The sequence below is a fragment of the Achromobacter mucicolens genome (assembly GCF_902859725.1).
Taxonomy (GTDB): Bacteria; Pseudomonadota; Gammaproteobacteria; order Burkholderiales; family Burkholderiaceae_B; genus Achromobacter; species Achromobacter mucicolens.
In genome coordinates this window covers 100,454-114,063 of sequence record NZ_CADIJP010000001.1, presented here as the reverse complement: position 1 = coordinate 114,063, position 13,610 = coordinate 100,454, and the positions used below count along the sequence as shown (strand labels likewise).

Below are 13,610 nucleotides of genomic sequence, written 5' to 3'. Positions count from 1 at the left end.
CAGCGCTCATTTCAGTTCACTCTTTGTTGCCAGCGGTGGAGACGGCGCGATGCGCCAGATCGAAGGAAATTCTAGAGCGCGGTTTTCTTCACTACAAATTGTTGGTTTTTGCTTATTATTCGGTTTCACCAATATATTGAACGGTGCGGAGCATGACGGCAAAACGCAGCATCACCCTGCGGCACTTTCGCAGTTTCGTCGCCGTGGCCAACACGGGTTCGTTCACCGTGGCGGCCTCGCAACTGTTCCTGACCCAGTCCTCGCTGACGGCGACGATCCAGCAGTTCGAGGACGCGGTAGGCGTCAAGCTGTTTGACCGCAGCACACGGCGCGTGGCGATGACGCCGGAGGCCGCGCGTTTCAAGGCGGAAGCCGAGCGCATCCTCAGCCAATTCGACGGCGCCTTGAGCGACCTGGAAGCGTTGTCGCAGGGGCGTCAGGGGCATGTGCGGATCGCGGTGGTGGCGTCGGTCACCAACTACTTCCTGGGCGACGCCATCGCGGCGTTCCGCCAGGCTTATCCCAAGATCACGTTCTCGTTGCACGACGCCGGCTCGGAACAGGTGGAAAAGATGATCGCCAACGGCGACATCGATTTTGCGATTTCCACGTCGCATCATGGCTTTGACGAGCTGGTCTACACGCCGCTGTTCGAGGACCGCTACGGCGTAATCTGCGCGGCGTCCTATCCGTACGCGCAAGGCGCAAAGCCCCTGAAGTGGGCTGACCTGGATCCGGCGGAATATGTGGGGTTTACCGAGGACACGGGCATCGGTGCGTTTCTGCGCGCGCATGCCGGCAAGCCTGGGTTCTTCGAGCAGCAGCACGATGAAGTGTCGCGGACGTCGTCGCTACACGCCGTGCTGCGTGGCGGCGGGCGCTACTCGATTCTGCCGGCGCTGGCGGCAAGTTCCATCGCGCCGCCGCAGACCCAGCGGACCGAACCGGGGACGTTCGTGTTTCGGGAATTGAGTTCGCCGCGTTTGTCGCGCGAGGTCTGTCTGATTACGCGGCGGCTGCGGTCGCTGTCGGCAAGTTCCGAGCTGTTCCTGCAGTACATGCGGGACGTGATCAACGAAAAGCCGGTGCCGGCGGGGGTGAAGGTGTCGGGAAAAAGGACCAGGAAGGCGGCGTCTGCCGGTGTCTGACACCCACGCCGGTGGCTACTGCACCGCGATCTTCGCTTCCTTCACCAGCTTGCCCCATTTGGCGCGTTCGGCTTCGATGTGCGCGGTGAAGTCCTGGGGCGAGCCGCCCGTGGCTTGCGCGCCCAGTTCGGTGAGTTTCTTGCGCACGGCCTCGTCGGCCAGGATCGCGTTGACCTCCTTGTTGAGCCGGTCCACCACGGCCTGCGGCGTGCCGGCGGGTGCAACCACGCCGGTCCAGGACAAGGACTCGTATCCCTTCAGGCCCGCCTCGGTCAACGGCGGAATCCCCGGCAGCACCGACAGCGGCGTGGTGCTGGTGACGGCCAGGGCCTTGACCTTGCCCGATTGCGCCAGCGGCACCGCCGACGGGGCGTTGTCGAAGATCATGTTGATCTGGCCGCCGACCAGGTCCACCAGAGCCTGGCCGCTGCCCTTGTACGGCACATGCATCAGGTCCACGCCCGCCATGTTCTTGAATAATTCGCCCGACAGGTGCGTGGAGCTGCCCGCGCCCGAGGATGCAAAGGAATACTTGCCGGGGTTCGCCTTGGCCAGCTTGATCAGGTCGTCGACGCTGGACACCGGCATGTCGTTGTTCACGATCAGCACGTTGCTGATGGACGCGGTGTACACCACCGGTTTCAGGTCGCGGTCGGCCTTGTAGCCCGGGTTGTTGTACAGGAACTCGTTGATGGCCAGGATGCCCGTCGTGCCAAAGAGCAGCGTCTGGCCATCGGGCGCTGACTTGGCCACCATGGCCGCGCCGATGTTGCCGCCCGCGCCCGAGCGGTTCTCAACGACCACCGGCTGCTTGAGCGCCACCGCCAGCCGCTCGGCCAGTAGCCGTCCGATCACGTCCGTCGATCCGCCGGGCGCGAATGGCACGACCAGCGTGACCGGGCCCTTCGGGTAGGCGGTTTGAGCGCCCGAGGCCGTGGCCACGCAGGACAGCACGGCCAGCGCAGCGCAGGCCAGTTTCCACTTTTTCATTTTTTTCCCCTTGATTTTTGGGTTGCTGGTGAAGCAACCCTGCCGATCATAGGGAGCGCAATCCTGCGCCACAAATGAGAAATTCCAGTGGATTAATCGGTGCGATCAATATATTCGGGAATGCCCGGATGCTTAGCCGCGTTGCGGTCCGGCCCCGCGCAGCAGCTTGCCTGGGAGCTCGCCCGTGGCCTGGCCGCGCTCGAAGATCGGCAGGCCGTTGACCAGCGTGGCCGCGTAGCCATCGGCACGCTGCACCAGCCGGCGCCCGCCGCCCGGCAGGTCGAAGACCATTTCCGGGCAGTGGACCTTCAGCGCGTCGGGATCGATGACGTTGATGTCGGCCTTGTACCCTGGCTGCAACAAGCCGCGATCGTGCAAGCCATAGACCAGCGCGGTGTCGCGGGTTTGCCGGCGCACCACGTGTTCCAGCGGCAGAAGCGGGCCGCGGCGGCGGTCGCGCGTCCAGTGGCTGAGCATGAAGGTCGGCATGCTGACATCGCAGATGTAGCCGCAATGCGCGCCGCCGTCGGACAGGCTGTTCACGGTATTGGCGTGCTGCATCAACTGATGAAGGTGATCAAGGTTTTCGTACGAGTAGTTGAAGGACGGGTAATAGAGAATGGCCCGGCCGTCGTTCTCCAGCATCAGGTCGTACACCAGCTCCAGCGGCGGGCGGCCCGTGCGCGCCGCCATGGCCGCCACGCTGTCTTCGGGCGGCGGTTCGTAGTCGGGATTCTGGCCCAGCCGGTAGATCTTGTGAAAGCTGCTGAATAGCGTTTCGGCCCGGCGGTCCAGCAGGCCGCGCTGCTCGCTCATGATTTTCTGGCGGACCTGCGGATCGCGCAGCTGCGCGAGCTTTTCCGGCAGGGGCAGCGCGTGCAGCGCCTGATAGGTCGGATGGGCAATGAAGGGGTGCAGCGAGCTCTGCCAGGAAAACAGTATGCCGAGCGGCCGGCCGCTGATGCCGGCCATGAGCGGCACGCCTTCGTCGCGCGCCTTGTCCAGCGTGCGCACGATCTGCTTCCAGACGTCTGGCGCGCCGTCGGTCTGCTGAAGGTTGAACAGCACGGGCAGACGATTGTGGCGGGCAAGCTGTTCCAACCAGGGGATCTCGCCTTCCATCGCGGGATGGTTGGCCGTCATCTGGAACACGCCGTGGCCGACTTCGCCCATGACCGATCCCAGCGCGCTGATCTCTTCGCCGGTGGCGAACGTGCCCGGGGGATACTTGCGCTCGTCGTACTTGTGCAGGAACGTCCGCGACGTCGAAAAGCCGACCGCGCCCGCCTGCAGGGCAGCGCGCACGACCTCGCGCATGGCCAGCAGGTCCGCGGGCGAGGCCTCGTCGTGATGAATGGCGCGCTCGCCCATCACGTACGCGCGCACCGCGCTGTGCGGAATCTGCGCGCCGATGTCCAGCGCCTTGGGCCGCCGATCCAGCGCGTCCAGGTACTCGGGAAAGGTCTCCCAGTCCCATTCGATGCCTTCGGACAGCACCGAGCCCGGAATGTCCTCGACGCCTTCCATCACCTTGATCAGCCATTCGCGCCGGTCGGGCTTGACCGGCGCAAAGCCCACGCCGCAGTTGCCCATGATGGCGGTGGTAACGCCATGCCATGTTGAGGGACTGAGATACGGATCCCATGTCGCCTGGCCGTCGTAATGGGTATGGATGTCGACCCACCCCGGCGTCACCAGCGCGCCGGCAGCGTCGATCTCTCGCCGCGCCGCGCCCGCCTTGCCGCCGGCCTGGACGATCCTGCCGCCTTCAATGGCCAGGTCGCCCGCCCGGGCGCTGGCGCCCGAACCGTCCACCAGCGTGCCGCCGCGTATCACTACATCGTGCATTGTTGTCTCCCGGGGCCCGCGGGCCCGTCAGCCTTATTCCAATACCAGCCCGATCCGGCGGATCACGTCGCCCCACCGCGCGCTGTCGCGCTGCACGATGGCCGAGAATTCCTTTGGCCCCGCGCCGCTGACCTCGTTGCCCTGCGACAGGATGGTCTGGGTGATTTCGGGGGTCTCCAGCGCAGCGCGAAACACCTGGGCGACGCGCTCGGCCAGTGCGGGCGGCATGTCGCCCGGGCCGAAGATGCCTTGCCACCCCACGATGTTCAGTCCCTCGATCCCCTGCTCTTCCAGCGTGGGCAGTTCTGGCAGCACGCTCAGGCGCCGGTCCGTGGCCGGGCCCAGCAGCTTGACCTTGCCGGCTCGCGCGTTCTCGACCGCCGTGGCGGTGCCGTCGAAGTAAACCTGCACGTCGCCCGCCAAAAGCGCACGGCTGGCGTCGGCGGTGCCCTTGTAGGGCACGTGGACGATGTCGGTGCCCGTCTTCATCTTGAGGATCTCGCCATTCAGGTGCGAGGTCGATCCGGCGCTGTACGAGGCGTAGTTGAGCTTTCCAGGATTTGCCTTGGCGTAGGCGATCAGCTCGGCCGTCGTGGAGAACGGCGCGTTGTTGTTGGCGACCAGCACGGTGGCCGATCTGACCGCCTGCAACACCGGCGTGAAGTCCTTGACCGGGTCGTAGGGCAGCTTTTTGTAGAGGTGCGGATTCTGCGTGTGCGTGACGACGATGGTGTACAGCAGCGTATAGCCGTCCGGCTTGGCGCGCGCCACGTCCTGCGCGCCGATCATCGTGCCCGCGCCCGGCTTGTTGTCGATGATGACGGAGGCGCCCGTCTGCTGCGATACCTTGGCCGCCAGCATGCGCGCCAGCGAGTCCGACCCGGACCCCGCCGGGAATGGCACGACCATGCGTATCGGCTTGCCCGCGGCAGGCCAGGCGTCGGGTTGCGGGGATGGCGCCGCAACGGCCCCCGTACAGGCCAGCATGCTCAGCGCGGCGGCCCAGCCCGCCAGATGGAAGATCGGCTTGCGGTTCATGTTGTCTCCTCCTGCGAGGTTGGCGTGTCGCGGGGCCGCGCAGCGCTCTGTGTCGTGTTTTCCCGGGTTCTTGCAGCGCTTTCACCGACCCGTGGTCAAGCTGTTTTAGTCTTGCAATTGACCCGAATCAATTGCATATTTGGCGCAATTCCGATGAGAAAAATACATGGGCCTGACGATCCGTTCGCTCCAGCACTTTTCCGTCCTTGCCGAAGAGCGGCACTTCTCTCGGGCGGCCCAGCGGCTGCATCTGACGCAGTCGGCGCTGACGCGCAGCATCCAGTCCCTTGAAGAGACGTTGGGCCTGGTGCTGGTGGATCGCGCGTCGATCGGCGTGACGCCGACGCAGGCGGGAAAAATGGTTCTCGATCGTTCGCGCCGCATCCTGGGCGATGTCCTCGCCCTTAGGCGCGAGGCCGAATTGATGAGGGGCCACGACACGGGACACGTGAGCTTCGGCGTCGGGGCCTTTCCGGCGGCGGGGTTTCTGTCGCCGCTGCTGGTCCGCCTGGCCCGCGAACATCCCGGTCTAAGCGTGCATGTCGAGATCGAAAGCTGGCAGCGTCTTCTCGACAAGCTGTTGCAGGACAAGCTGGACTTCGCCGTGGCGGTGACGCACAGCCTGCCGCCGCCGGCGGACTTCATCGTGCGTGCACTGCCGCCGCAGCACGGCGGCCTTTTCGTGCGGGCCGGGCATCCGCTGCAATCGGTGCGAAAACCCAAGCTGCGCGCCGCCTTGGCGCAATATCGCCTGGCCGCCACCGACCTGCCGCAGCGCGCGCGGGAATACCTGGCCAAGCTATATCAGGTGGCCGGCGTGGATGAACTGCCGATTGCGTTTGAATGCGACAGCGTCAGCGCGCTGCGCGACGTGGCTGTGGGAAGCGATGTGGTGCTGTTCTGCACGCGCGAGGCCATCGTCGCCGAACTGGCGCAAGGGACGCTCGTGCCCTTGCCACTGCCCTACCCGGCGTCAGGTCCGCTGACCTACAGCGTCATCCACCGCGCCCGCCGCAGCTTGTCGCCTACCGCGGAACGGATCATCACGTTGGTGCAGGCGTATCTGGCGGGCGAAGGGGGGGGATGATGCGGCGCCGCCGCGCGTGCGGCGGCGAAGTTCCGGCGCGAAATCTGCCGCGAAGGGCTGACCCCCGCGCTGCATCAGGACATTCAAGTTCCCGCGCCGGGTTCCTGTTCGCGCCGCTCCGCTGCTTCCTGCGCGGCAACGTCTTCCAGCTTGACCTGACTGGTGCTGCCATGCGTGGCGGCGCATTGAGCGGGATTCTGGGTGCTTTTGACGCACTCAGCAAACGCCAGCGCCGCGTCGACGGTCGCGAAGTGATACGAATGACCGTCGGCGAACGCGACCTTTCCTTCAACTGAACAATCCATGAGTGCCTCCAGGTTGCGCAAACACCCATCCTATCCGAGCCGGCAGGGAAAATCGACCTCCGCGGCGTCCAGCCGACGCAGGACGGCGGTCAATTCACCCGCTGCGGCAGCACTGCTCGCATCCAGCGCGACAGCGTCGGGCGGATGCGCTGGCTGTGCAGCAGCACGGCGCCAAGCACGCCGATGAATGCCCCGAGCACCGTGTCCACGAAGCGCGCCTCGATCACGTCGACGGGATAGCCCTGTCCCAGATGCGGCGCCTCGGCCAGAAAGATGGTCAAGGGCGTGATCAGCGCCACCGCGCTGGCGTAATGGCGCACCACCAGCGTCTCGATGCCGAACGACAGCGCCATCATCACCACGCTCAGCGTCCAGACATTGAGCGGCAGGCTGAGCAGCGCCCACGCCACGCACAGGCCCACGGCGGTGCCCAGGATGCGGTGCATCTGCCGGCTCCACGCCGCGCGCAGGCTGGCGCCCTGGATGATCGCCAGGCAACTGACAGGCACCCAATACGGCCGCTGCAGTTGCAGCAGTTCGGCCACCAGCAATGAGATGCCGACGAACAGGCCGATGATGACGGAGTCGTACACAACGAAATCGAACGTGGGCCTGGGCGGCTCGACGTGCGGCGGCGGCGGGGCCACGCGCGTCATGTGCAGCGAATACGCAAAGGCCACCAGGCAGGCGACCAGACAACCCAACGCCACCATGCCCACGCGCAATGGCACGTCTTCGATGGTGCCCGGCGTGTACGCGGCGATCGCCGTGGCCATGATGAAAAACAGGCTGCCCGGCGGGCCCAGGCGGTAGCAGCGGCACACCATGTTCACCACCATCGCGATCAGCGTCAGCGCCGCGATCGTGGCGGTTGGCCAGAATTGCGTCAGCGCGCCCAGCGCATAGCAGGCGACCATGCCGAAGGACGCCGCCAGCAACATCATCATGCGGATCTGCAACGAGGCGTTGGGCAGGCTCAGGAACACCATGCCGCCCAGGCTGGACATCAGCCCGTAGTCCATGCGTCCGAAATACGCGCCCACCATCAGCGGCAGACCGGATGACAGCGCAGCGGCCAGCGGCATTTCCCAGCGGCGGTCGCTGGCGTTGACCCGGGTCAGCTCGGTCCAGGTGCCGTGCAACTGCGCCTTGACGAAGGCGAACGGGCGCCTGGGACGGTCGTCTGGACCTGCGGGGTCGTCATGTCGATTCATAGGCTGGCGTGGCGGTGTGGCGTTTTTCGGCCGCTGGCGGCCTGGAAGCAGGCGGCAGGCCGGGCATGCCCGATTCTATCCCCATCAAATTCCGCCTCCCGGATTTAACGGGAATTCCCTGATTCTCCCTCCCGGACCCACTGGTACTATGCGCCGCACTTCAGCCTTCGGCTGAACGATAAACATGCGCCACGCGGCGCGGAGACACCATGAAAGCACTCAAACTGGCTGCGGCAGGAACCGCCTTGTTCATCTCGTCCTGGACCGCCCACGCCGGCGCGACCTTCGAGGCGGTCAAGAGCAAGGGCTTTGTCCATTGCGGCGTATCCACAGGCGTCGCGGGCTTTTCCGTGAACGACAGCAAGGGCGGCTGGATCGGCCTTGACGTTGACCTGTGCCGCGCGCTGGCCATCGCCCTGTTCGGCGACGCGTCCAAGGCCAAGATCCAGGCGATCAGCGCGGTCCAGCGCTTTACCGCCCTGCAATCCGGCGAAGTCGACGTCCTGACCCGCAACACCACGCTCACCCTGACCCGCGACACCACGCTGGGCCTGATCGGCGTGGGCGTGAACTACTACGACAGCCAGGGCATCATGGTGAACAAGTCGCTGGGCGTGAAGAGCGCCAAGGAACTGGAAGGCGCCACCGTCTGCGTGCAGCCCGGCACCACCACCGAGCTGAACCTCGCGGACTGGTTCCGCTCGCAGAACGTGAACTTCAAGCCGGTCGTCGTGGAACGCCTGGACGAGATCATCCGTGCCTTCGCGGTGGGCCGCTGCGACGCCTTCACGGGCGACAAGTCGCAATTGGCCGCCGCGCGCAGCAATCTGGAGAACCCGGAAAAGTACGACATCCTGCCGGAGAACTTCTCCAAGGAGCCGCTGGGCCCCATGGTCCGCCAGGGCGACGAGCAATGGTTCAACCTGGTCCGCTGGACGATGAACGCCATGCTGGAAGCCGAGGAGTACGGCGTCACGTCCAAGAACGTGGACGAGATGCTGAAAAGCACCAACCCGAACATCCAGCGCCTCCTGGGCGTGACGCCGGGCATGGGCAAGAACCTGGGCGTCGATGACAAGTGGGCCTACAACATCATCAAGAACATCGGCAATTACGGCGAAAGCTTCGAGAAGAACCTGGGCCCGAACAGCCCGCTGAAACTCGAGCGCGGGCTGAATGCGTCGTACCGCAACGGCGGCCTGATGTACGGCTGGCCCGTCCGGTAATGCAGCGGATTCAGGCCTTGCCCCCGCCGAACAGGGGCGAGGCCTGGATGCGGTCCAACATTGCCCTTACTGCGCCCGTCAGCGGCCTGTTGGCCCTGACCATCAGGCGCGATTGCGCCGCTTCAAAAATCGGATTGGTGGTGCGAAGCGCCACCAGCTCCCCTCTTGCGACCTCTTCGACGGAATTGGCCGACGTGAACGCCAGCCCCAATCTGCACTCGACATAGCGCTTGAGCGTGACGACCGAGTTGGCGATGAAGCTGGGTGCCAGGACCGTGTTTTCCGACAGTTCGGCCATTTCGATCAGTTGCCGCAACCCGAAGCCGGGCGCCATCAGCGCGACCGGATACTTGGCGACGTCACGCAGAGCCGGGCGCTTGCGCTGGCGAGCCAGGGGATGATCCGGCCAGGCAATCACGCAGAGCGGGTGCGTGCGCGTGTCGACCACGCGGATGGCCGGGTCGGCTGGCGCACCGAACACCACACCGATGTGCGCGTCGTCATGCACCACGGCCCGCACGGCATCTGAAGCGCCGGCCACCCGCAGCGAAACCCGCACGCCCGGATGCTGCCGGCAGAACGCGTCAACCGCGCCGCTCATCAGGATATCGACGAAGCCCTCGCTGGCAACGATCTGGATATCGCCACGCTGCAGACCATTGACCTCGTCAAGGCGCGCCCGCAACGCCTGCTCGCTGGCCTGCCTGTCGCGGCAATGGTCCATCACGATGGCCGCCATGTCGGTCGGCACGATGCCCCGGCCTTTGCGCTCGAGCAGGGCCACGCCCAGTTCCTTTTCCAGAAGCTGGATCTGCCGGCTGACGATCGATGGCTCGACGCCAAGCCGCTCGGCGGCGCCACGGACCGAACCGGTGGTCACCGCTTCAAAGAAGTACTGCAAGCGCCGCGCGCTCAGCCCGCCGTCCATGTCTGTCTCCCCCGGCCGTCGGCCTCAAAGCAATCGTTGCCAAATAGGCAACAAAATCGCGCCAAGCTTACATTGATTACGCGGCATGGGATTGCCAATAATGCGCCTGACCGAAGCCCCGCCGGCGCACGCCGCCCCCCCTTTTCCTTTTCGAGCCGACACGCATGAAACCCTTCGCTTCAATCCTGGCAGCCGCGACGCTTGCCGTGTTCTGCCAGCAAGCCGCCGCCGCGCCGGAGACGGCCTATCCTTCGAAGCCCGTGAAAATCGTGGTCGGCTATGCCCCGGGCGGATCGTCCGACGCGGTGGCGCGCCTGGTCGCGGGCCGCCTGTCGGAGCGATTGGGACAGACCTTCGTCGTGGAAAACCGGCCGGGCGCCGCCAGCAACATCGCGGCGGCGGGCGTGGCGCGTTCGCCCGCCGACGGCTACACGATCCTGCTCGGCTCCAACGCCAGCACGATCAACGTGTCGCTCTACAAGGATCTGCCCTTTGATTTCCAGAAGGACTTTGCGCCGGTGGCGCTGTTGACGCGCTTTCCGAACATCATGGTGGTGAACAACACCGTGCCGGCCAAGACGGTGACGGAATTCATCAGCTACGCGAAGGCCAACCCCAAGGGCATCTTCTTCGCATCTTCCGGCGCGGGCTCGTCCACGCGCCTGTCGGCCGAACTGTTCAAGACGATGGCCGGCGTCGAGATGGAACACGTCCAGTACAAGGGCAGCGCGCCCGCGTTGACCGACCTGATGGCCGGCCGGATACAGGTGATGTTCGATACCGCGCCGTCGGTCATGCCCCTCATCCAGGGCGGCAAGCTGCGCGCGCTGGGCGTCACCAGCGCCAGCCCGCAACCGTTTGCGCCCGAGATTCCGACGATCGACGCCAGCGGCGTCAAAGGTTACGAAGTGACGTCCTGGTATGCCCTGTTCATGCCGGCGGGCACGCCTGCCGGCATCGTCGACAAGCTGAACCGGGAAGTCAACGCGATCATGGCCGAGAAGGATACGCAGGAAAAGCTTGCCGGCATGGTCGCCACGCCGGGCGGCGGCACGCCGGAAGAACTGCGCAAGCACGTCGCCGATGAAATCGTCAAATGGGGCGCGGTCATCAAGGCCTCCGGCGCCACCGTGGACTGAGCAGGCGGACCATGCGCGTATTCACCGGTTCGCTGGCCACCGAAACCAACACGTTCTCGCCGCTGCCCACGTCGCTGGCGGACTTCGCCGATAGAGGCCATTACCCCGCCGGCACGCACCCGCGGGAAATGACCATCTTCAGCGGCCCCCTGTGGGCTGCCCGTCAGCGCGGCGCGGAGCACGGCTGGGACGTGATCGAAGGCATGGCGGCGGGCGCGCAACCTGGCGGCATCACCACGCGACACGCCTATGAAACCCTGCGCGACGAACTGCTCCGGGACCTGCGCGGCGCCTTGCCCGTCGATATGGTGGTCCTGGGGCTGCATGGCGCAATGGTGGCGCAGGGCTATGAGGATTGCGAGGGCGACCTGCTTGCCCGCGTGCGCGCCTTGGTCGGCCCCGACGTCGTGGTCGGGGCCGAACTGGACCCGCACTGCCATCTGTCCGACGCCATGGTGCACAACGCCGACATCCTGGTGGCATACAAGGAGTATCCCCACACCGACATCCGGGAACGCGCCCTGGAACTGGTGGACTTCTGTGCCGCGCAGGCCGCCGGGCGCATCAAGCCGGTGCCGGCGGTCGTCGATTGCGGGATGGTCGTCACCATCCGGACTCCCCAGGAGCCGGCCCGGCGCTACATCGATCGCCTCATGGCGCTGGAGGGACGCGACGGCATTCTTTCCATTTCGGTCGTGCACGGCTTTCCGTGGGGCGACGTTCCCGACATGGGCACCAAGATCCTGGTGTACGCGGACCGCGACGGCGCCGCGGCCCAGACCCTGGCCCGGCGCCTGGCCGATGAACTGATCGGCATGCGCGAGGCGCTGGCCCCCGCATGCCCACAGCCCGACGAGGCCATCAGCCAGGCGCTGGCGTGCGGGGTGACGCCCGTGGTGATCGCCGATGCCGCCGACAATCCTGGTGGCGGCGGGGCGGGTGACGCGACCTTCTTCCTGCATTGCCTGCGTGAGCGCAACGTGCGCAATGCCGTGGTGGGGCCGCTCTGGGACCCCGTTGCCGTGCGTATTGCGTTCAGCGCCGGCGTCGGCGCACGCCTGCAACTGCGCATTGGCGGCAAGATCAGTCCTATGTCGGGCGCCCCGATCGACCTGTCCTGCACCGTCAAGGCGTTGGCGCCGGACATGGTCATGACGGGGCTGTCGGGCTCGCCTTGCGCCGTGGGCAACGCGGCGCGGATAGACGCGGATGGCATCGAGATCGTGCTGATCAGCGTGCGGGCGCAAGCGTTGCATACCGACGTGTTCACACAGCTGGGCTGCCGGCTCGAGGACAAGACGCTAATCGTGGTCAAGTCCGCGCAACACTTTCATACCGCATTCGCGCAGATCGCGCGCCACGTGATCCATGCGGACGCGCCGGGCTCGGTGTCGTTGAATCTTGCCGCACTGCCCTACCGCCGCATCGCGCGCCCGAAGTGGCCAATCGACCCCTGAACTAAGCCGCCCCTAGGGTAAGCCGCAATTTGCGTGCTCTCGCGTGACCCGTACCGTACGAGAAATATGTTTATCGTACAAAGTCCGGATCACATTTTTGGAGCAGCACGTGAAGCAGTAGGTCTATAACCCAAGGGGAAGTCGTCATGAAACGTCGCAGTGCGTTGAAGCTGATGGGGGCCGCCGCCGGCCTGCACCTTACCGGCGCAAGCTGGGCACAGAGCGGGCCGTATCCGTCCCGCGTCATCAAGATCATCGTCTCTTCCACACCAGGCAGCGCCACCGACCTTGCAGGACGGCTGGTGGGCGATCTGCTCTACGCCAAGTACGGCCAGAGCGTGGTAATCGAAAACCGCGCCGGCGCGGGCGGGGTCATCGGCATGCAGGCGGCCGCTGCCTCACGGCCTGACGGCTACACCCTCACCACCGGGGGCCTGGGCCACAACGTGCTGCCGCCCGCCACGCTGCGCGGCCTGCCGATCGACATCCCCGCCGCCCTCCTTCCCATCGCCCAGGTGGCCGAGTTCGTCAACGCCCTTGTCGTGCGCGTGGACCACCCCGCCAACACGGTGCCCGAACTGATCGAACACCTGCGCGCCACCAAGCGCAAGCCGCTGTACGGCAGCAATGGCGTCGGCAGTTCGTCGCAGATGACGGCCGAGCTCTTTGCCATGCGCACCGGATTGAAGTTCGACCACGTGCCCTACAAGGGCGCCAGCGAGGCGCTGGTCGGAACGGCCAATGGCGACCTGGATCTCTGTTTCATGAACCTGCCACCCACGCTGCCGATGGTGGACGGCAAGCGTCTGAAGGCACTGGCGGTGACCAGCGCCTACCGGGCGCGCCAGTTGCCCAACGTGCCGACCATGCAGGAACAGGGCATGAAGGACTTCGACGTGACGAGCTGGCTGGGCATGTATGCGCCCGCGCAGGTTGATCCGGCGATCATCGCGCAGCTGTCCAACACCATCGTCACGGGACTGGCCGCGCCGGAATACCAGACCCGCATCATCAACGCCGGCTTCGAACCCAAGCTGCGCGACGCGGCGCAGTTCCAGGCGTTCTCCAAGGCGGAACTCAAGCGCTGGAGCGAGGTCGCGCAGCAGGCGGGAATCGTGGTGGATTACGGCGGGAAACAGGGATAAGGGGCCGCAAAGGCGGGGCTGCCTCGGCGGCCCCACCTTGGCGGCCACTCCTTGCAGGCCCTCATTCAACGGCCCGTTGCTATGC

Annotated in this window: 12 protein-coding genes; 6 read left to right on the top strand and 6 right to left on the bottom strand. The window is 65.6% G+C overall.

The features are described from left to right. The first annotated feature begins 152 nt into the window (after nt 1–152). Nucleotides 153–1,148 carry a LysR family transcriptional regulator gene (locus tag HV786_RS00500; RefSeq protein ID WP_128829362.1) on the top strand — a complete coding sequence of 332 codons (996 nt, stop codon included), beginning with the start codon at nt 153–155 and terminating at the stop codon, nt 1,146–1,148. Nucleotides 1,149–1,163: 15 nt separating this feature from the next. Here the strand turns inward: HV786_RS00500 and HV786_RS00495 are convergent, their stop codons facing one another. From HV786_RS00495 to HV786_RS00485, 3 genes are all read right to left on the bottom strand, one after another. Next, entirely contained in the window at nt 1,164–2,138 is a 975-nt protein-coding gene (locus HV786_RS00495; protein ID WP_128829363.1) for a Bug family tripartite tricarboxylate transporter substrate binding protein, read from the bottom strand. A 132-nt stretch (nt 2,139–2,270) separates the two neighbouring features. Next, the gene (locus HV786_RS00490; protein ID WP_128829364.1) at nt 2,271–3,986 is read right to left on the bottom strand and encodes an N-acyl-D-amino-acid deacylase family protein; all 1,716 of its coding nucleotides are present in this window, start codon (nt 3,984–3,986) and stop codon (nt 2,271–2,273) included. Nucleotides 3,987–4,019: 33 nt separating this feature from the next. Then, a complete protein-coding gene (locus tag HV786_RS00485) occupies nt 4,020–5,024 on the bottom strand; it encodes a Bug family tripartite tricarboxylate transporter substrate binding protein (protein ID WP_128829365.1) in 1,005 nt (334 codons plus the stop codon). A gap of 166 nt (nt 5,025–5,190) precedes the next feature. Between HV786_RS00485 and HV786_RS00480 the strand changes: the two genes are divergently transcribed. Beyond that, nucleotides 5,191–6,111: a LysR family transcriptional regulator gene (locus tag HV786_RS00480; protein ID WP_128829366.1), complete on the top strand. Its 921-nt coding sequence runs from the start codon at nt 5,191–5,193 to the stop codon at nt 6,109–6,111. A gap of 83 nt (nt 6,112–6,194) precedes the next feature. Here the strand turns inward: HV786_RS00480 and HV786_RS00475 are convergent, their stop codons facing one another. Both HV786_RS00475 and HV786_RS00470 read right to left on the bottom strand, forming a co-directional pair. Continuing rightward, a complete protein-coding gene (locus HV786_RS00475; protein ID WP_226847303.1) occupies nt 6,195–6,437 on the bottom strand; it encodes a hypothetical protein in 243 nt (80 codons plus the stop codon). Between the two features lie 68 nt (nt 6,438–6,505). Further along, nucleotides 6,506–7,630 (bottom strand): FUSC family protein, encoded by a 1,125-nt coding sequence (locus HV786_RS00470; protein WP_128829367.1) that lies wholly within the window; start codon nt 7,628–7,630, stop codon nt 6,506–6,508. A 209-nt stretch (nt 7,631–7,839) separates the two neighbouring features. Between HV786_RS00470 and HV786_RS00465 the strand changes: the two genes are divergently transcribed. Further along, the gene (locus HV786_RS00465) at nt 7,840–8,856 is read left to right on the top strand and encodes an amino acid ABC transporter substrate-binding protein (RefSeq protein WP_128829368.1); all 1,017 of its coding nucleotides are present in this window, start codon (nt 7,840–7,842) and stop codon (nt 8,854–8,856) included. A 10-nt stretch (nt 8,857–8,866) separates the two neighbouring features. On the opposite strand, the gene HV786_RS00460 is transcribed toward HV786_RS00465, so the two are convergent. Beyond that, complete coding sequence (locus tag HV786_RS00460; RefSeq protein WP_128829369.1) at nt 8,867–9,784, bottom strand: LysR family transcriptional regulator; 918 nt, start codon at nt 9,782–9,784, stop codon at nt 8,867–8,869. 164 nt (nt 9,785–9,948) lie between these two features. Here HV786_RS00460 and HV786_RS00455 point away from each other — a divergent pair, with 164 nt between their 5' ends. The 3 genes from HV786_RS00455 to HV786_RS00445 all read left to right on the top strand — a co-directional run bounded on the left by HV786_RS00455 (nt 9,949) and on the right by HV786_RS00445 (nt 13,525). Beyond that, the gene (locus HV786_RS00455; RefSeq protein ID WP_128829370.1) at nt 9,949–10,923 is read left to right on the top strand and encodes a Bug family tripartite tricarboxylate transporter substrate binding protein; all 975 of its coding nucleotides are present in this window, start codon (nt 9,949–9,951) and stop codon (nt 10,921–10,923) included. A gap of 11 nt (nt 10,924–10,934) precedes the next feature. Then, nucleotides 10,935–12,380, top strand: a complete 1,446-nt coding sequence (locus HV786_RS00450; protein ID WP_128829371.1) for a M81 family metallopeptidase — start codon at nt 10,935–10,937, stop codon at nt 12,378–12,380. Between the two features lie 146 nt (nt 12,381–12,526). Continuing rightward, a complete protein-coding gene (locus HV786_RS00445) occupies nt 12,527–13,525 on the top strand; it encodes a Bug family tripartite tricarboxylate transporter substrate binding protein (RefSeq protein WP_252870316.1) in 999 nt (332 codons plus the stop codon). Nucleotides 13,526–13,610: the final 85 nt, after the last annotated feature.